This window comes from Neobacillus sp. plas4 (genome assembly GCF_057221695.1).
In genome coordinates this window covers 3,571,315-3,591,203 of the sequence record NZ_CM170152.1, presented here as the reverse complement: position 1 = coordinate 3,591,203, position 19,889 = coordinate 3,571,315, and the positions used below count along the sequence as shown (strand labels likewise).

The following is a 19,889-nucleotide window of genomic DNA, read 5'->3' as shown; positions in this document are numbered from 1 at the left end:
AACATCGAGAGGGTACCTTCTGTCTATTATAAGGTACATATAAAAGTTACCAGCTTACTCAATGTTTCGTTCTCCTACAAAATGTAAAAATGGACGATGATTTAGATAAAGATCTGTTTCCCGAGGCACGTCGTTACCAATAGTGAATAGTGAATTCGATATATTCAGAAAAACCTATTGATTTTGAAATCAATTCTATTTATACTAAATTTATACAGCGAAACGTTTCGATAGTAAAGAAAAACTAAAACGGTTTCAAAACTATTATTTCGATTTTCAAAAGGGTAAGAGTCTATTTAATTTTTTAAAAAGATAATAGACACCCATTGTAAAGAGTTGGGGAATGTGATTTTAGCCCATAGAAGCAGCAATATTTTATCTATTATTTTTTGATTTAAACGAAACGTTTCGCTGGGCGTATCTTACGTTAAAAAATGGAGGGATTATTTTGGAAAAATTGATTATTACAGTTGCTCCAACTGGAGCTCAGACCACTCGCAAACATACCCCTTATGTGCCGCTTTCACCTAAGGAAATTGCAGATTCTGTTTATGAAGCTTATCAAGCGGGAGCGTCTATCGCACATATTCACGTGAGAGATGAAAGCGGTAACAACACCCTTGAATTGGATACATACATTGAGACAGTGAATCGAATACAGGACAAATGTGATATTATTATCAACTTAACAACGGCCGGCGGAGTGGCGATGAACGATGAAGATCGGCTGCGAGTATGTGAATTGGGCTCTGAGATGGCGACATTTGATGCTGGTACGATGAACTTTGGATCTGATGTATTTTACAATACGCCAACTTTTTTAGAGAGATTAGCCGTAAAATTAAAAGAATTTCAGATAAAACCTGAAATTGAAGTATTCGATGTTGGAATGATTGAAAATACGATGCGGATTGTCAAAAAGGGCTTGATTGAGCCTCCATTTCATTTCCAATTTGTATTAGGTATACATGGCGGGATGCCTGCTACACCAAAAAATTTACTGTATTTAACAGAATGTATCCCACCCGGTTCAACCTGGTCAGCTATTGGGGCGAGTAAGGATCAACTAGCGATCAATACCATGAGTATTCTATTGGGTGGACATGTCCGAGTAGGAATGGAGGACAGTGTTTATTATCGACGGGGTGAATTAGCGAAAACCAATTCTCAATTTGTTGAAAGAATTGTAGATTTGTCTAAAACCTTGGGAAGAGAAATTGCTACACCAAACGAGGCAAGAGAAATTTTAGGCCTAGATTTAACCAGAAATAGAAAACTGAATAACGTGACTGGAGTCCTTAAGTAATTGTGGGTGTTGTCCATTTATTAAATCGTATATCACATTTGAAGGAGGAATACATATGAGAATGGCCATCATGGGTGCGGGTTCCTTAGGTACTATCATAGGGGCTTTGATTACTGCAAGAGGACAAGAAGTAGATTTAATTGATATCAATAAGGAACACGTAGAGGCACTAAATCACTCTGGTGCAAAAATTACTGGTTTTATGGATCTTACTGTACCTGTGAAAGCATTGTTGCCGAATGATATGAATGGGAAATACGACCTGGTATTTTTATTGACTAAACAAGTATATAATCAAACTTCATTAGAACAGTTACTTCCGCATCTTCATTCTAGTAGTATCGTTTGTACGCTGCAAAATGGAATACCTGAAGATTTTGTTTCCTCAATTATAGGACACGAAAGAACCATTGGGGGCGTAGTAGGATTTGGGGCAACATGGTTAGGACCGGGTGTTTCTGAACTCGTAACAGAAGTACATACTGTAAAAAATTACGCATTTGACATTGGTGAACTAGATGGTTCAATCACACCACGTATTGAAGAAGTAAAAAGGATATTAAATGTAATTGGTCATTGTCATGTCTCAGATAACATTATGGGAATTAAATGGTCAAAACTATTAATGAATGCAACATTTAGTGGCATGTCCGCTGCATTAGGCTGCCGCTTTGGTGACGTTTTAACTAATGAAACGGCGATGTTTAGTTTAGCACATATTGCTGATGAAACGATAAAGGTTGCACGGGCACACGGTTTTAAGCTAGAAGAGATGCAAGGGAAAGATATGGAATTTCTTGAACTCCAGGGTGAAAATGATGTGCCAAATAAAATGGATTTCTATCATGAGGTGTGGGAACCACATAGTAATACAAAAGCGAGCATGCTGCAAGACTTGGAGAAGAATAGAAAGTCCGAAATTGACTATATCAACGGTTTTGTTTGTAAAAAGGGAAGCGAAGCAGGGATTAAAACCCCTTACAATGACCTTGTTGTCAAATTAGTGAAAGAATCTGAGAATCTAGGATGTCTGCCAGAATTCTCAGTGAATATCAAACATTTCGAGCCTAGTTTCGTAACTACGGTGATTGATCATGATTAAAAAGATTGCTGTTTTAGGTGCAGGTACCATGGGGCACGGCATTGCAGAAGCTTTTGCGATGTATGGCTATGACGTTCATTTGTATGATACGGACGAAGATAGATTAAGGGATGCGCTAAAAGAAATTGAAGAAGAACTCAACATGTTAGTTGAGACAAACTTTATCGAAGCGCAGTCTGTCGGTTCAACGCTCGAGCGGATTACTGTATTTACGGATTTAAAGCAAAGTGTGGAAGATCGTGATTATGTCATTGAGGCTGTCCCTGAAATACTCGAGCTAAAGCAAAATCTTTTTAAGCAATTGGATGAATATTGTCCATCACATACGATATTTGCAAGTAATACCTCAAGTCTGCCATTAACGGGCATGATGGAACTGATTAGTGATAAACGGAAAGAGCGAATGCTGGTAAACCATTGGTATAACCCAGGTCACTTGATGCCTCTTGTAGAACTCTCATATTTTGGGAATATGCCAGATGATCTTTTTAAAGAAGTAGAACAATTATATCAGTCTATAAAAAAGCAAACCATTAGAGTTCTACAGGATATACCAGGACTTATAGCGAACAGAATTCAACAGGGTATTGCACGGGAGGTTTTTTCTCTCATTGAAATGGGAGCTGCAACTCCAGATGATATTGATAAAGCACTAAAGTTTGGTCCAGCATTTAGGTATGCGACTACAGGGCAATTAGAGATTACCGATTTAGGTGGTCTAGATATTTGGTGTACAGTTGGTGATAACTTGTTAAAGGCTATGGATCATTCTCAACATGCCAATGAGATGTTAAGGCAAAAAGTAGCCCAAGGGAAACTAGGCATAAAATCAGGAGAAGGATTTTACGAATATAATCAGGATGAAAAATCCGCGGTTAAGAAAAGGTTTGCGGAAAGACTTATCCATCAACTTAAAGCATCAGAGTTTTATATTAATAAATCTTCTATCAAAAAGGAAGTACCAAATTAATAAACTTTAATAATAGTAAAAATGACATCCGAGAAGCTTGAAGCATAATTGTATAGTTGGCGATAAACATTCCTAATAGGGAGATCTTCCCTTTTAGGATAAAGTTGAAAAGAAAATACATAAATGGATGTAGGAATGGAGTGTTTATATTTTGCCGCTTATAGCACTGGCTTTAGGAATTGTTATATTATTTATTTTAATTATCGTGTTTAAGCTTAATGCTTTTCTATCTTTGATGTTATCAGCTATATCTGTAGGGCTTATCCTTGGGATGGAACCATTAACTATCGTCAAATCCATTGAAACCGGTCTTGGCGGAACTCTAGGGCATTTAGCCATCATTATTGGATTGGGTGCTATTTTCGGAAAAATCATATCTGAAGGTGGCGGAGCCAATCGAATCGCAACATCTCTCATTAAAATTTTCGGCGAAAAAAGGGTGGACTGGGCCATCTGCATAGCCTCATTTCTGATGGGGGTCATCTTATTCTATGAAGTTAGTTATATTCTAATCATTCCAATCGTATACACAGTTGCCATTGAAGCGAAGGTAAAGCTGTTGAAAGTGGGTCTCCCGTTTCTAGCGGCAATATCCATCACACACGTCTTTTTACCACCTCATCCAGGACCAACTGCAATTGCAGGCGCTTTAGGAGCAAATTTGGGCGTTGTTCTGGGCTATGGCTTGATTCTTGCCATTCCAGCTGCCGTTATTTTTGGACCGCTATTTACAAAGTTGTATAAAAACTGGGATATCCCCATTCCTATGCATTTAGTATCAAAGAAAGAATTTAACATGGATGAAGTCCCATCCTTTGCAACATCTATTTTAACTACTTTGTCACCTGTTATTTTAATTTTGATAGGGGTAATAGCAGAATTTTCATTACCTGAAACTTCTATCATTAGGAAAATCTTAACCTTTATTGGTAATGCTGATATGGCTTTGCTGATCGCGCTGTTTATCGCAATTTACGTCTTTGGTTTGCATAAAAAAAGAAAGACGATGCCTCAAATCATGAAAATTGTAGAAGAAGCACTGATCGGTATGGGAGGAATCATTTTCATTCTCGGTGGTGGTGGTGCCTTTAAACAAGTTATTCTTGATAGTGGAATGGCAGATTATATTGCTGATTTTACAAGTGGATGGAATATCTCACCTTTTATATTAGCTTGGCTTATTGCCCTTACCATACGAATTGCTGTTGGGTCTGCGACCGTTACGGTATTAACTACCGCAGGAATTATGTTGCCAATTGTAACAGCAACTGGAGTTAATCCTGAATTGATGGTACTTGCAATTGGAAGTGCCTCCATCGCTTGGGCACCGCCAAGTGACGTATCATTCTGGATGACGAAAGAATACCTTAACTTGACCATTGGACAAACAGTCAAAACAGTGTGTTTCATGTATACCCTTGTGGCTATTTATGGAATACTTGGAGTATTAGCATTGAACATGATCTTTGGGTAATTCTTTGAAGTTAAAAAAAATAGTAGTTTGCAGGGGATAGAAAAAATACCTCCTTCCGGTGTGTTTGATGGAAGGAGGTATTTTTTTTTATATATTTAGATAGCGCTCCATACACTGTTAGCAATGGAAATTACGTGTGTAATCTTATTCCATTGATCCTCTTCTGTTAAGAGATTTCCTTCTTCTGTACTGGCAAAGCCACATTGCGGACTTAATGCTAGGTTTTCTAAAGGAATAAACTGGCTTGCTTCGTTGATCCTAGCTTTAATGTTTTCAGGATTCTCAAGTTCTGCGAATTTAGATGTGATTAATCCAAGAACAACGGTTAGATCAGGTCGTTTAAAGTTTTTTAATGGTTCAAAATCACCTGAACGTTGATCATCGTATTCTAAGAACAGCCCATCCACATTTAACTCAGCAAAAATCGCGTCAGAAATTTGATCATAACCTCCGCTTGTAATATACGTGGATTTAAAGTTTCCACGGCAAATATGCATCGTAACTAACAAATCATTGGGCTTGTCTGCAATCACTTCATTAATACAGGATACCCTCTTTTTGATGATCTCTTGAACGTCCATGCCTTCTTTTTCAACCACTGCTTGAATCCGTTCTTCGGAGACAAAATCAATCCAAGAGGTATCATCTAATTGCAAATATCGGCAGCCGGCATCGTAAAATGCTTGAATGGCCTTTCTGTAAGCTGCGACAGTATCCTCATAAAATTGCTCTCGATTGCCGTTATAATACTCGTCACCTTGAATTCGAGTAAATAGCATATTCGGGCTAGGAATAGAGAACTTCGCTACTTGGCTGCCATCCCCATATTTTTCAACCGCTTCTTTTAAAAACTGAAAGTGTTCAATCATATAATGTTGATCGAAGTCGACCTTACCAACCACTTTAATCGCATTATTTCTAGTTTTCTCACCTTTAAAGGCACTTACATATTGGCTTTCAAAGAATTCTACGCCTTGGAGACCTGCTAAAAAATCCAAGTGCCACCATGAACGTCGAAACTCCCCATCCGTGATGGATTTAAGACCAACCTCTATTTGTTTTTGTACCAGTTTCTCAATTTCTTGATCCTCTACAACCTTTAAGGCATCTCTGTCAATTTCCCCATTTGCAAAAGCTTTTCTTGCTGTTTTAATCGGTTCTGTTCGAAGAAAGCTTCCTACATGATCCGCTTTAAATGGTGCTTTTACTCGTGTTTTTGTCATTACATCAAAACCCTCTTTCAGTATGATAAAATAGCCTTTTATTAAAAGGCTATTTTGTAAACTTTGTTGTTTGGAAAATCGGGTTCAAAATTCGGATTAGGTACTATTCTGATTCCCACTTCCATGTTTTTTTCATATTCAACGATAACCAGAAGACTCTTTTGATTCCCCTTAGCATAATTTTAAGTGTTCAAAGGTAACCAAAAGGGTCTTTTGATTCCCGTTAGAATGATTTTTCATGTTCAAAGGTTACCAAAGGGCTCTTTTGATTCCCGTTAACATGATTTTTCGTGTTCAACGGTAATCAAAGGGAACATCTGATTCCCGCTACCATGATTTTTCAAGTTCAACGGTAGTCAGAAGGGTCATCTTATTCTAATAAACTCCAAAAGAATCTTCTTAAATCAACAAACTTTTAGAAAAGAGCCCATTAAAAAATAAGAAGAGAGGATGGCATTAGCCAACCCTCTTCTTAAACTCCTAAAATGAAACACTAAGTTTCGATGTGAGAGGTATATGTCTTTTTACTCTTCCATTGGAACCCATCCAGGTCTGCTGACAATTATTTTCCAAAGTCCTTCTGGTACAACAAGACGAGATTGGGCGTCTTTCCTTAGTTTTATTTCAATTTCAGCTTCTTTTCCTTGTTTAACCTTTTCAACCCAATCAGGGTCAATAATAAGCTCCCGTCCGAGTGCAATCAAGCCAACACCGGCTTGAATCGCTTTTAATGCATCGTCTGCAGAATAAATAGAGCCACAACCAATCACTGGAACACTTTCTCCCACTCTCTCCTGAATCAATTCAATACGAGAACGTGAATCCTCACCCCCGAGTCTTGGCGGTGACCAGAAATCCACTGAGGAAACATGAAGATAATCAAGTTCTTTTCTTGCCAAAACATCCACTAATGCAAGCGTATCTGCCATTGTAATTCCGGGTGTTTCTGGTTCCTCTGGTGTGAATCTATAACCTATAATGAAAGGTTTTTTTGCATGTTCCGCTACTGCCTTTTTCACTTCATCCACCACGGCAATGGGAAATGCTAATCTTTTTTCCAAACTGCCGCCATACTGATCTTCCCGTTGGTTGGTATGTGGCGAAAAGAACTGATGAATTAAATAGCCATTCGCTCCATGTAATTCAACTCCATCAAATCCAGCTTCGATCGCCCTCCGGGTTGACTCGCCAAAATCACGAATAATGGATTGAATTTCTGCCTCCGACAAGGCACGAGGAATTTGATTGGATCCTGTACTTTGTTCTAACGGAAGTGCACTAGCACTAACAACATCCCCATTAGGAACTAACTCTGGCGGACACTTCCTGCCGCCATGGAAAATTTGCAATACTGCTTTTGCTCCTTGTTCTTTAATGGCAGAAGCGAGACGGCGTAAACCTGGAATAAAGTCATCATGATCGCTTCCAAATCCACCATGAAATGCTCTTCCGCTAGCTGAGACATATGCACACCCTGTGACAACCATTCCGACACCATTTGAACGAGTGCTATAGTATGCGATTTCTTCATCTGAGACAGTGTAATCATGGTTACTCGACCAAGTTGTCATGGGTGCCATCACGATACGATTATCTAATTGAATTCCGCTGCGCAACAGAATTGGCCGGAATAGTGGTGAATACTTTGGATTCATTATTCTTGACCTCCGCATTTTTTGAATACTCACTTATCATACGTTTCCGATATAAAAAATACATTAAATATGCTTGATACTAGTAGATACCAGTAAAATTTTTCTAGGGATGTCCTTGGAACATTCGGCGTGAAAATAGAAGCGTTAATAGACGTGATTCGTGGTAAATTTAATTCGACAGGAAAACTGCCTCATACCATTCCGGCAAGTCAGGAAGAAGTGGTAAATGAAAAAGGGGATGTACCATTCTTTGATGAAGCCTGTTCCTATGTATACCCGGCAAAATCCTGGGACAGTTATTCTTAAAATAAAAAGGGTGAGGGGGATATTCGAAAAGGAATCACCCCGCACCGGAATACCTTTCTAGTATTATTCCTTAATCGTGATTTTTCGGTTTTTAAATGACCCCGAATGTTCAAGCGTGATATGCACTTCTATTGACTTTATGCTGTCTTCACGGAGCAAGGTGTCCTGATCTTTTAGCTTTTTCCAATCGGATTGATATTTTCTGTAAAGTTGATGCTCCAAGTTTAAAAAATCGATATCATGTGATAAACCTAATTGATATAATTGTCTCACCTCAGATAAGATCCCTTTTTTTACAAACTCCTCCATGGCATCTACATTTATCGTGTTGTTCTTCATGCGATTACTAACAATCCCATTGGCAATGTAGAGGATGGTGAAGCGAAAGTTTTCATCTAGTTTTTCAGGATAGATCTTTACCAATTGGTCCTCAAGAACCGTCAGAAATGCAGGGTTGTTTTTATTTGGCAATAGGATGGAAGCACGTTTAGTCTTCGGAGTCAGCCAACGCATCCCTTTTAAGTTCTTATACGGAAAATAGCCTTTATACTTTTGGTTACTTAGAAAAAACGCTCCATCAATTGCTAGCTTCGCCTCGTTCTTTTTATTATTCTTCCACTGTGTATCATTAATCGTGAGCGAAGGTATATATGTGGTGCGACCTGGTTCAAAAAACTCACGTGCAAATTGATTTAACTTTACGGGATTGATGGTCGAGCTTTGCTCATATGAACTTTCCGGACTATGTAGAATTGTATTCAATGAGGTTTGATTAAAAAATCCAGTAGTTGAGAGAATGTCTACCATCGAGGCCTTAGTCCCGAAAATCCATGGAGTGGGTCGGAACTCATAATAACGAGTCAAACCATCAAAGACACTGCCAAGTCCCTTTTTTAGTACATTTTCGCTCAAAACAATTGCAGTCACATTTGCCCACAGAAATCGTTCTTGTGCAGTATAATAAGCTTTGAAAAATCCATCTATAAACGTTTTCCCTCTCGTCTCGGAAACATAAACCTCAGGTGGGGCTTTATAACCGCCTTCACTTTTGGCAACAGAGCTTAATCCTATCATCTGAATATAAACATAATATTCCCCATCCCGGTAGTCGACACCGATAGCAGTTGCAAAGTTTTGGTTTTCGATTTCACCAATGTCATTCTCACAAGCCGTAACAAAGAGGAGACAAAGAACAAGAATAGTGGGGCAGGCCATCATTGCTTTTCGCTTCATACTACTTTCTCCGTTTCTGAATGAATGAAATGCCGTATTTTTTTCGGTCAAATGGGTTCACAAACAACCCTGCTAAATATTCTTTAAATGTTAACGAGGCAATGGGTTCGAGATATGCTACTGTAAACGACTCCAATTTAGAGAGATAAATAAGAATGCTAAAGAATCCAATAATAAGCCCGTATACTCCTAAAAAAATGGATAGTATTAACGTATAAACACGGAGTATACTTACGGTTCCAACCAATGATTGGTTCACCAGGGTATAGCTTGCCACTGCTGTTAAAGCAATAATAACAATCATCGTTGGGGAAGCGAGCCCTGCTCGAATCGCCGCGTCGCCGATGATAATACCTCCGACAATGGAAACCGTTTGGCCAAGAAAGGTCGGCATTCGAACTCCTGCTTCTCTTAACAATTCAAACAGCCCCAGAATAAAAATTGCTTCAAGTCCGATTGGTAACGGTAACCCTTCGCGTGAGACAACGACAGTGGCCAATAGGGCAAATGGCAGTTGGTCAATATTGACAGAAGCCAGCGAAACCCAGAAGCTCGGGAGGAAAATGGCTGCCACTAAGCCGATAATCCGAATAAATCGTCCAAACAGAACAAGATAGTAAGGGAAATGAACATCCTCAGGTGATTTAATCAACTCTAAAATATTAGTTGGTCCAATTAATACAGAGGGTGACCCATTTACAATTAAAATAAATCTTCCGCGTAACATGCTTTCAATGACAAAATCTGGTCGTGTAACATAATCAAATAATGGAAACAAAGACAATGAGCGATCTGATAGCCATTGCTCCAATTGACCACTGCTGACAACACTTTCGCCATTAAAATCCTTAAGGCGCTTTCTGATTTCCTGAATAATGTTTTGATTGGCTTTATCATTTAAATAAAGCAGCGAAACTTCTGTTTTACTCAGTGAACCTATAGTAAAGTATTCGCAATAAAGCTGTTCAGACTTCATTCGTTTGCGAATTAAAGAGATGTTAATATTCATCTCCTCGGTAAAACTATCCTTTGGTCCCTTAATTGAAACCTCTGTATTCGATTCTTGTGGATTTCGTTGAGGAACCTTGCTAATATCAAACACATGAAAAAACGGAGTCCCTTCCCGGAACACAATCAACGAACCTGAAAACAAAAGACTCACTATCTCATTCGATTTTTTTATATGTTGGACTGGTGGGAGCACTTCAGAATGTCCTCGTGGTTCTTCTTTACTAATACTCAGAAGAATACGGTTAAAATATTCATTTAACTGTGTTGAATCGATCATCCCTTTGCAATAAAAAGCTTGCAAGGTCTCATCTGTTTCAATCGGAATGAATTTTATATCGGCATAAGGAAGAAAAAAACTTTTTACTTCATCACAAGTCAACGTTCCTTTTGCTAAAAAATGATTTAATTGATTCATGTTCATATGCGCTGGATTCCTTTCTTCATTGGCAGGTAGCCAATGATCAATAATACCAACGAAATTAATACCGCACTTATTAAAGCAGCTGGATAAAAGTATTTTCCAATTAACGTTTGCACCCATATATCACTTAACGGAATTAACGGCAATAATCCTAAAAGTAGCGAAGAAACGGCAAACACATGCTTTTTTCTAGAAGCGGATGAATCGCCTTTAACCATATCGGCAAGCAGGTAGAGGCCTAAGGAAACCCGTATGATCTCGCCGCTTAATAATTGAAATACTGCCAAAAAGTCAACATGGGATATATATTCTCCCAAGGTAATAAGTCGCCATTGTTCAAAAGCTGGGAACCGCATACCAGATGCAACAGCTGGTCCAAATGAAGACAGGGAACCCATGGTAGGGCCAAGAATGAGAAAGACTAGAATGGAGATGAGAACGAAAAGGTTGAATAAGGTAAACGATTTTTTTAAATGGTGCTGAAGAAGCAAAAGCACAAGCAAATCCGCACTTCCCCCAAGAATGATGACTGTACCTTTTAAAACGGGGTGATAGCCATCAGCAAGAACAGGGAAAAGATAGGAGTAATCTTTATCTTTAATAGTAAACAAAGCGACAAATATCCCAAGAATCCACACAATTGGCAATAATACAGCTGAAACATAGACAATTGATTTTAATCCACTATAGGCTGACCAAGCACTTATTAGCAGGAAAGGCAACATCACAACAAAGGATGGCGTTCGCGGCAGAAAATAAATATTAATGGATTGAATTAAATCATAAAAAGAAATTGCACTGATCGCAAAAACATAAGCCGCAAGGACGCCAATGATAAAGTGGGAAATCGCGGCCCCCGCACGTACTTTTAACCAGTCATAAAGACATAGTCGTTGATGATTTTTTTTCATAATCAAATAAAGGATAACTCCCCAAAACAGTAAAAAGGCATAAGAAACCAATACACATAACCATGCATCCCGTTTTCCCGATGAAAGCAAATGAGGCATGATGAGCACATGATTGGAAATACCAATAAAAAGGATGAGAACAAAAATTAATTGAGTCCTTGAAAAATGCATATAAACACCACCGAATAAATTCCACTGTTGTTAGGTTTTGTTTGCGTTTCCAAATTATGCATAACAAAGCAAAGAGATAAAACTTCAATAAATAAGGAGCAGAACAAGTTGAAAACGAAAGAATAAGGGGAGGCGAAGAATTACACTCAAAGGAACGGGTGATTTTCTTAGAAGAAGAAGTGTCCTTTTTTGTTGAAGTTATTGTAGGGACTAGGAAGGTTTGCTCTGACAAATAACAAATATACGAATGATAAAATAAAAAAATAAATAAATGTTCGTGTTTTATGAGAAAAAAATGCTTGAAATTGTCGAAAACATAAGATATCATAATCAAAAGACAAACGATAAGGGGTTGTAACAGGTGTTCGGTACCCAAACGAAAAAAGTAATGTTACTAGGTTCAGGTGAACTTGGAAAAGAGACCATAATAGAGGCGCACCGTCTAGGACTCGAGACGATTGCGGTAGATCGTTATGAAAATGCTCCGGCCATGCAGGTTGCTCATCGTTCTTATGTGGTGGACATGCTTAATGGAGAAGAGCTTCGTAGAGTGATAGAACAAGAGAAACCAGATTTAGTCGTTCCGGAAATTGAGGCGATTGCTACAGAAACATTGGTGGAGCTTGAAAACGAAGGTTTCCGTATTGTGCCGACAGCTAAAGCCGTGAATCTGACCATGGATAGGGAAGGAATTCGTCGATTGGCAAGTGAAGAATTGGGGCTGCCTACTGCGAAGTACGCTTTTGCGGACACACTTTACGAACTAAGGAAGGCTGTAGAAAAAATCGGCACTCCATGTGTGATCAAACCAATCATGAGTTCTTCTGGAAAAGGTCAAACCATATGCCGTTCGATAGAGGATGCAGAATGGTCTTGGAATGAGGGGGTTGCAGGTGGACGAGGTAAAAAAGCCCGAATGATTGTGGAGGAATTTATCCATTTTGAGTCTGAAATCACGCTATTAACCGTCCGTTCTGCTTCCGGAACAACCTTTTGTGCTCCTATTGGGCATGTGCAGAAAGATGGTGATTATATAGAATCCTGGCAGCCGCATGACATGTCAGAGGAACATATCCAAGAGGCTCAGGATATCGCCAAAAAAGTCACCGATGCTCTTGGCGGGTATGGAGTTTTTGGAGTGGAATTATTTCTAACTCCACAAGGTGTCTATTTTAGTGAAGTGTCACCCCGGCCACATGACACAGGAATGGTTACCATGGTTACGCAAGATCTATCCGAATTTGCATTGCATATAAGAGCCATCTTAGGCTATCCGATTCCAGAAATTCAGCTCATGAGACCTGGTGCCAGTCACACGATTAAGGCAAGTAAAGAAAGTAAGACTTACCAACTATCTGGGGTTGCGGAAAGCCTATCCATTCCTCAAACACAGGTGAGGGTATTTGGAAAACCGGAAACAAAAGAGGGACGACGGATGGCGGTCGCGTTAAGCACCGGAGAATCTGTAAATGAGGCGAGAGAACGCGCCGAGTTAGCAGCTTCTAAAATAAAGGTGAAGTATAACGAATAACATTTTTGCAATCATCGACAACAAGACTATACAATTTGGAAAGTAGGGATGGAAGTTGCAAACAAAAAATCGTTGGTTTATTGCTCTAGCAGCAGTTGGAATTCATATCTCAATCGGTTCAGTATACGCATGGAGTGTTTTTACAAATCCACTTCAACAAGAAATGGGATGGGGATTAAAGCAGATTTCCCTAACGTTTAGCTTGGCTATTCTGTTTTTAGGTCTATCAGCAGCCTTTTTAGGACATTTTGTTGAGAAGTTTGGTCCGAGAGCAGCTGGAACACTAAGTGCTGTGTTTTTTGGAGCTGGAGTTGCAGGGTCAGGATTTGCCATTCAAGTAGAGTCATTGCTATTACTCTATTTATTTTATGGAATGATTGCTGGAATTGGGTTAGGAGTTGGGTATATCACACCGGTTTCTACCCTGGTAAAATGGTTCCCAGACAGGAGAGGACTGGCAACAGGACTCGCAATCATGGGATTTGGATTTGCTGCATTAATCAGCAGTCCGATTATGAATTATTTAATCGAACAATATGGGATTTCTAACACTTTCTATATTCTTGGAGCGTCCTACTTCGTCATCATATTTTGTTCTGCACAATATCTGGCACCGCCTGCATCGGGATGGGTACCTAAGAGCCTAGACGGAGCAGGAGAAAAATCAGGAGCTAGGAAACTCAAAGCGGATCTGCGTCAGTTAACGGCTAACGAAGCAGTTAAAACAAGACAGTTTTGGGCCTTATGGGTGATGTTATTTATCAATATTACCTGTGGTATTGCGATTCTTTCTGTTGCATCGCCTATGGCGCAAGAGCTAGTAGGAATGTCAGCAGCTAGTGCCGCAGCCATGGTTGGAATCATGGGATTATTTAATGGTGGAGGTAGGATTGTTTGGGCCACCATCTCTGATTATATCGGTAGGCCAAACGTTTATACACTTTTCTTTGCTTTTCAAATTGTTGCCTTTTTTATCCTTCCAAGTATGACAGTGGGTATTCTATTTTCAATTATTGTTTATATGATTATGACCTGTTATGGAGGCGGCTTTTCTTCGATCCCAGCCTATATTGGCGATTTGTTTGGAACGAAGCAGCTTGGAGCCATTCATGGATATATTTTGACCGCATGGGCAGCAGCCGGTCTAGCAGGACCGATCTTTGTATCCTGGGTCAGGGAAACAACCGGAAGCTACCAAAGGACATTGGTCATTTTTTCAGGAATTTTTATTGTAGCCCTGGCACTTTCGCTCCTCATTCGTCTTGATATAAAGAAATTAAGAACCATGAACGAAAAACAAATCTTCAAAAATGTAGAGAATTTTTAGGAATTTATTGCTTCTAGATACGGAAATTTATTAAACAAAGTGATTGGAAAACTCGCTGAGTGGGCGGGTTTTCTTTAATTCTCGGATGAAGACCCAATCCCCTTAGAAAACCGGATAAAGTGGTCTTCATAAAGGCGATGAAGACCCAATCTCTTAGGAAAACTGGAGAAAGTGGTCTTCATAAGTGCAATGAAGACCAAATTCCTTTGGAAAACAAGAGAAAGTGGTTTTCATAAAGGCGTCATCGAAAATAAAGTATTAAATGTAAAACTATATCATAAGTATTTGAATTGAAAAGGAGTTTTTTTCTTCGTGTTTCATTTAATCTCCTATTTTCCTCCTTTTAACGAAAGTGTAAAGACAAGGCGAGTGATTATGTTGAAAAAAAGAAAAAACTTACTCGGTTTCCTTTTTAGACAAGAAAAAGCAGCAAGTCTTCAAACAAGAATAATTAAAGTTATCAGTGGAAAACGGACAATCAAATTAACCGTTCACGTTGCTGATACGTTTAAAAAGAGAGAAAAAGGCTTAATGTTTGTTGAACAATTACCCGAAAACGAAGGGATGCTGTTCGTCTATTCAGGAAAAACCTATGGTGGTTTTTGGATGAAAAACACCTTCATTCCTTTATCGATTGCTTTTCTTGATTCAGATGGGAGAATTCTAAAAATACTCGATATGGTTCCGTGTACAGGGGATGAATGTCCAACTTATGACCCCGAACTTTTTTATCAATATGCCCTAGAAGTCAATCTTGGATGGTTTGAAAAGAATCAAATCAAAGAAGGGGATTTTGTAAGGTTTTAAACATATCATCTCACCTCTATGAGTTCTTAGGGGTGAGGTGATTTTTTTAATAAGCATCATTGTTAATTTTTTTTAAAGTAATTAAATTCCCCAGAACTCCTACAAAACCTGTAATTGCAAATACTATTGGAACAATCAATAGACTATCCGTTGATGGAGCTTCTACAATTACACGATATACTCCAAAAAGACAGACAATAAGGGATCCAATCAGTCCAATGAAGACCTTTGTTTTTTTGTTCACCAGCCACACCACCTTAAAATAGTTAATTTTTTCTCCAATAACCTACTTACTATAGATAGGAAGTGATTACCTTTTTGAACAATCGCGCTTACATTTAACTAATCGAGTAACCTTCTATTTATAAATAGGTACACAAATGTTAATAAAACGAACATAGCAACTAATAAAACAGTTTTCTCATAAGGATATTCAATAAAACTATGGACTACCGCCAACAAACCTAACGGCAGGAAAAAACCTCCTCCTACCACTTTCCTCAATAAATCCTTATTTTTTATCATTTTTTCATTGAATCCAGCTAACAACCAAGTTTGTTTTTTCACAGCTACTAGGTATGACACAACTAAGTGGACTATACCAATAATTAACAATTCGTATTCCAACTTAACACCACCTAATTGCTTAATACTTTTTATACGAAACACCAAGATAATAGTTTCATTAATAGATACAGAGATAGCTGTATAGAAAGGACCAATTATTCCTGAAAGTTATCTTAAAGAATGGGAAATGAAAAAGGTTGTTAATGGTGAAATCCATCCTTGGAAAAACGAGTTTTGGAGCCAATTAACAAAACTAAAAGGATCTTCCAGACGAAGATCCTTTTTCAAGAGTTTGCAATAATCATAATATACGTTGTTCAATTTCTTCTGCAATTTTTAATCCAGGAAAACGTCCATCTTCAATGTTTTTCCAAGGTCAAGAGTTAAATGACTCTTGTTTTTTTCTTTTTCACCGACAGGGTAAGAGTAGAATAGGTAGGGGTGGTCGTCGAAAGTAAGTCTTACTTCTTTTTCCCTTCTCATTTTGAAGAGTAAACATGAAAAAAATTGCAGATGAACGTTTAGTATTAAAAATTTAAAAAACATCAGCATTGATATATCATTAAAACTGTTGGTATTCTTGGGATTTTAGGATATGACTTAGTTACAAAAGGCTTAGAAGGGTATGTTTGAGGACAGGGAGAATTTAGTTGGTTAATAAAAGGGGAGAATAGTAATGGAAAAACATTTTGAAGAAGCCCACCGATTTAGTAGCCATAATAGAAAAGGCCTAGAAAAGGATAGCATATGTGGGTGCTTTTATTGTTTGAAAATATATCATCCCAATGAAATTAATGAATGGTGGGATAACGATGACACAGCCGTTTGTCCTCATTGTGGAATTGATTCTGTAATAGGCGAGAGTTCTGGAGCTCCCATAACAGAAGTATTTCTAAAAGGGATGCATAGGGTTTGGTTTTAATTAGCTTGTATTAATAGATTCTTCAAAAAAAAGGGGTCGTTTTTTCTTATTTTTAAAATCGTAGTATTCCTAATTTAATTATAGCACATAAAAAAAGGTCAAAATAGACTATTTATTACCATTTACAACTGCTAAAATCAATAGACATTAATGGTTAGGAGAGATGTGGAATGAGTTCTTTGGTACTCGGTCTTCAGGAGATAGAAAAAACACAGCTTTGGCTCGTTGGCGGAAAAGGGTTGAATTTACGGGAATTATCCAAAATTCAAGGAATACCAGTACCAGAAGGATTTTGTGTGACAACAGTGGGATTTCAAAAAGCCATCGAACAAAACGAAACGTTTCAAGCATTGTTGGATCAACTAATACTGCTAAAAGTTGAGGATCAAGATCAAATTGGGGAAATCAGCAGGAAGATTCGACAAATCCTAATGGAAGTAGAAATTCCTTCCGATGTTGCGAAAGCTGTTTCTGACTATCTCTCCAAGTTTGGCGATAAACATGCTTTTGCCGTTCGTTCTAGTGCAACTGCTGAAGATTTGCCACATGCCTCTTTTGCTGGGCAACATGACACCTATTTAAATATCCTCGGAAAAGAAGCCATCTTGCAGCATATCAGAAAATGCTGGGCTTCCCTATTTACGGATCGTGCGGTCATCTATCGAATACAAAATAAATTTGACCACAGCCAAGTATCTTTATCCGTTATCATTCAAAGAATGGTATTCCCACAGGCTTCAGGGATTTTATTTACCGCGGACCCAATTACTTCTAACAGAAAGTTACTCTCCATCGATGCCAGTATTGGACTTGGAGAAGCATTGGTCTCTGGCTTGGTCTCCCCAGATTGTTATAAAGTACAGGAAGATAAAATCGTCAATAAAAGGATAGCAACAAAAAAATTGGCTATCTTTGCACAAAAAGAAGGCGGAACAGAGACCGTGCCGATCGATCCTAATCAGCAAAAGTCTCAAACACTTACTGACCAAAAAATCGTACAGCTTGCTCGCATCGGTAGACAGATCGAAGCTCATTTTGGCTGCCCTCAAGATATCGAATGGTGTTTGGTTGATAATACCTTTTATATTGTCCAGAGTAGGCCAATCACTACGCTTTTCCCTATCCCAGAGGACAATGATCAAGAAAATCATGTCTATGTATCTGTTGGCCATCAACAAATGATGACAGATCCAATCAAGCCATTGGGATTGTCTTTTTACCTATTAACGACACCTGCACCCATGCGTACAGCCGGTGGAAGGTTGTTTGTGGATGTCACACCTAAGCTAGAAATGGTAGTAAATACCCTGGGTCAATACGATCCGCTCATAAAAGACGCACTTATGACACTTTTAGAGCGCAGTGATTTTATAAAATCGGTATCAAGTGATATAAAAGCACCGAGCCCAAGCAGAAACAATACAAATTTGCTGGCAGAAATCGAAAACCTTCCGACCATCGTTTCTGATTTAATTAAGAGTAATCAAACATCAATAGATGAGTTAAAACAAAACATCAAAACGAAATCAGGCTCGGATTTATTTGATTTTATTCTAGATGATATCCAGCAATTAAGGAAGATCTTATTTGACCCACAAAGTTCTGCTGTGATTATGGCTGCTTTTAATACTGCCTCATGGATTAATGAAAAAATGAACGAGTGGTTAAGAGAAAAAAACGCAGCAGACACACTTTCTCTATCAGTACCAAACAATATTACTTCTGAAATGGGGCTGGCGTTATTGGATGTTGCGGATGTGATTCGTCCTTATCCAGAAGTAATTAATTATTTACAGCAGGTTAAGGATGATACCTTTTTGGATAAAATGGTTAAGTTTGAGGGTGGAAAAGAAAGCCATGACGCAATAGTAACTTATCTCAGCAAATACGGAATGCGTTGTGCCGGAGAAATCGATCTAACGAAAGAACGTTGGATTGAAAAACCCACTACACTTGTCCCATTGATTCTGAGTAACATCAAAACATATGAGCCTGGTGCTGCCAAACGAAAATTTGAGCAAGGGCTGCAGGTTGCTTTGAAAAAGGAACAAGAGTTAGTACATCGATTGAAGCAATTACCTGATGGTAAACAAAAAGCCGAAGAGGCAAAACAAATGATTAGTCTACTACGGAATTCCATCGGATATCGTGAATATCCAAAATACGGGATGATTAATCGCTACTTCGTTTATAAGCAGGAGTTACTGAAAGAAGCCGAACAACTTGTACAAAACAAACTTATTTCTGAAAAAGAGGATATCTACTATCTCACGTTTGAAGAACTTCACGAAGTCGTTCGTACAAACAAACTGGATTACGAGATGATCAGCAAACGAAAAGACGAGTATAAATTATTTGAAAAATTAACTCCCCCACGTGTTATCACGTCCGATGGTGAAATCATTACGGGTCAGTACAAACGAGAAAATCTCCCGGCACATGCGATCGTAGGCCTGCCTGTTTCTTCTGGCGTAATAGAGGGGCGGGCACGTGTCATCTTAAATATGGAAGGTGCTGATTTAGAAGAGGGAGATATCTTAGTCACCTCCTTTACGGACCCTGGCTGGACACCATTGTTTGTATCCATAAAAGGACTCGTCACCGAAGTCGGCGGGCTGATGACCCATGGAGCTGTTATCGCACGTGAATATGGCTTGCCAGCAGTTGTTGGCGTCGAAAATGCTACCAAACGGATTAAAGACGGGCAGCGAATTCGCGTGAATGGTACTGATGGGTATATTGAAATTTTGTAATGGCTGAATACATCCAGATATAATTAGTGACACCGCTTCTGGAGATACCAGAGCGGTGTGTTATGTAATAGAAATAATACTAGGGGCAGCACCAAGATTACTTGACAGACAGTTATGTTGATAAAGGATAATATGAAACTTTTATGTAGAAATAACCGTATAAGTTTAAAAGATTTTATGTGTAAAGGGATGGAATTAA

Annotated in this window: 17 protein-coding genes; 10 read left to right on the top strand and 7 right to left on the bottom strand. The window is 38.6% G+C overall.

Annotated features, from left to right (window positions below; all coding sequences use genetic code 11):
• Positions 1–448 precede the first annotated feature (448 nt).
• The 4 genes from AC2TFD_RS17910 (at position 449) to AC2TFD_RS17895 (ending at position 4,852) form a co-directional block, all read left to right on the top strand.
• On the top strand, positions 449–1,306 hold the full coding sequence (locus AC2TFD_RS17910; RefSeq protein WP_484673674.1) for a beta-keto acid cleavage family enzyme: 858 nt from the start codon (positions 449–451) through the stop codon (positions 1,304–1,306).
• Positions 1,307–1,361: 55 nt separating this feature from the next.
• The gene (locus tag AC2TFD_RS17905; protein ID WP_484673673.1) at positions 1,362–2,408 is read left to right on the top strand and encodes a ketopantoate reductase family protein; all 1,047 of its coding nucleotides are present in this window, start codon (positions 1,362–1,364) and stop codon (positions 2,406–2,408) included.
• Positions 2,401–3,378: a 3-hydroxyacyl-CoA dehydrogenase family protein gene (locus tag AC2TFD_RS17900; protein ID WP_484673672.1), complete on the top strand. Its 978-nt coding sequence runs from the start codon at positions 2,401–2,403 to the stop codon at positions 3,376–3,378. The genes AC2TFD_RS17905 and AC2TFD_RS17900 overlap by 8 nt, the downstream gene beginning before the upstream one ends.
• A 151-nt stretch (positions 3,379–3,529) precedes the next feature.
• Positions 3,530–4,852: a gluconate:H+ symporter gene (locus AC2TFD_RS17895; RefSeq protein ID WP_335518505.1), complete on the top strand. Its 1,323-nt coding sequence runs from the start codon at positions 3,530–3,532 to the stop codon at positions 4,850–4,852.
• 95 nt (positions 4,853–4,947) lie between these two features.
• Here the strand turns inward: AC2TFD_RS17895 and AC2TFD_RS17890 are convergent, their stop codons facing one another.
• Positions 4,948–6,075 carry a 5-methyltetrahydropteroyltriglutamate--homocysteine S-methyltransferase gene (locus AC2TFD_RS17890; protein ID WP_484673671.1) on the bottom strand — a complete coding sequence of 376 codons (1,128 nt, stop codon included), beginning with the start codon at positions 6,073–6,075 and terminating at the stop codon, positions 4,948–4,950.
• Positions 6,076–6,599: 524 nt separating this feature from the next.
• Positions 6,600–7,730 (bottom strand): NADH-dependent flavin oxidoreductase, encoded by a 1,131-nt coding sequence (locus tag AC2TFD_RS17885; protein WP_484673670.1) that lies wholly within the window; start codon positions 7,728–7,730, stop codon positions 6,600–6,602.
• 129 nt (positions 7,731–7,859) lie between these two features.
• Here AC2TFD_RS17885 and AC2TFD_RS17880 point away from each other — a divergent pair, with 129 nt between their 5' ends.
• Positions 7,860–8,036 (top strand): hypothetical protein, encoded by a 177-nt coding sequence (locus AC2TFD_RS17880; protein ID WP_335519336.1) that lies wholly within the window; start codon positions 7,860–7,862, stop codon positions 8,034–8,036.
• A 63-nt stretch (positions 8,037–8,099) separates the two neighbouring features.
• On the opposite strand, the gene AC2TFD_RS17875 is transcribed toward AC2TFD_RS17880, so the two are convergent.
• From AC2TFD_RS17875 to AC2TFD_RS17865, 3 genes are read right to left on the bottom strand one after another with little or no spacing between them, the layout of a single operon-like run.
• The gene (locus AC2TFD_RS17875) at positions 8,100–9,269 is read right to left on the bottom strand and encodes a Ger(x)C family spore germination protein (RefSeq protein WP_335519339.1); all 1,170 of its coding nucleotides are present in this window, start codon (positions 9,267–9,269) and stop codon (positions 8,100–8,102) included.
• A gap of 1 nt (position 9,270) precedes the next feature.
• Positions 9,271–10,701, bottom strand: a complete 1,431-nt coding sequence (locus AC2TFD_RS17870; protein WP_484673669.1) for a spore germination protein — start codon at positions 10,699–10,701, stop codon at positions 9,271–9,273.
• Complete coding sequence (locus AC2TFD_RS17865) at positions 10,698–11,783, bottom strand: endospore germination permease (protein WP_335519345.1); 1,086 nt, start codon at positions 11,781–11,783, stop codon at positions 10,698–10,700. Before AC2TFD_RS17865 ends, AC2TFD_RS17870 begins: the two co-directional genes overlap by 4 nt.
• A gap of 361 nt (positions 11,784–12,144) precedes the next feature.
• On the opposite strand from AC2TFD_RS17865, the gene purT reads away from it, so the two are divergent.
• From purT to AC2TFD_RS17850, 3 genes are all read left to right on the top strand, one after another.
• Entirely contained in the window at positions 12,145–13,314 is a 1,170-nt protein-coding gene (purT, locus tag AC2TFD_RS17860; RefSeq protein ID WP_335568012.1) for a formate-dependent phosphoribosylglycinamide formyltransferase, read from the top strand.
• A 55-nt stretch (positions 13,315–13,369) separates the two neighbouring features.
• Positions 13,370–14,641 (top strand): L-lactate MFS transporter, encoded by a 1,272-nt coding sequence (locus tag AC2TFD_RS17855; RefSeq protein ID WP_484673668.1) that lies wholly within the window; start codon positions 13,370–13,372, stop codon positions 14,639–14,641.
• Positions 14,642–15,019: 378 nt separating this feature from the next.
• On the top strand, positions 15,020–15,448 hold the full coding sequence (locus AC2TFD_RS17850; protein ID WP_335520276.1) for a DUF192 domain-containing protein: 429 nt from the start codon (positions 15,020–15,022) through the stop codon (positions 15,446–15,448).
• A 46-nt stretch (positions 15,449–15,494) separates the two neighbouring features.
• Here AC2TFD_RS17850 and AC2TFD_RS17845 read toward each other — a convergent pair whose 3' ends face one another.
• Both AC2TFD_RS17845 and AC2TFD_RS17840 read right to left on the bottom strand, forming a co-directional pair.
• Entirely contained in the window at positions 15,495–15,692 is a 198-nt protein-coding gene (locus tag AC2TFD_RS17845) for a hypothetical protein (RefSeq protein ID WP_335520273.1), read from the bottom strand.
• A gap of 98 nt (positions 15,693–15,790) precedes the next feature.
• Positions 15,791–16,075, bottom strand: a complete 285-nt coding sequence (locus AC2TFD_RS17840; RefSeq protein WP_335568014.1) for a DUF3784 domain-containing protein — start codon at positions 16,073–16,075, stop codon at positions 15,791–15,793.
• Positions 16,076–16,691: 616 nt separating this feature from the next.
• Between AC2TFD_RS17840 and AC2TFD_RS17835 the strand changes: the two genes are divergently transcribed.
• A complete protein-coding gene (locus AC2TFD_RS17835; RefSeq protein WP_335515734.1) occupies positions 16,692–16,937 on the top strand; it encodes a cytoplasmic protein in 246 nt (81 codons plus the stop codon).
• 170 nt (positions 16,938–17,107) lie between these two features.
• On the top strand, positions 17,108–19,690 hold the full coding sequence (gene ppsA, locus AC2TFD_RS17830; protein ID WP_484673667.1) for a phosphoenolpyruvate synthase: 2,583 nt from the start codon (positions 17,108–17,110) through the stop codon (positions 19,688–19,690).
• Positions 19,691–19,889 lie beyond the last annotated feature (199 nt).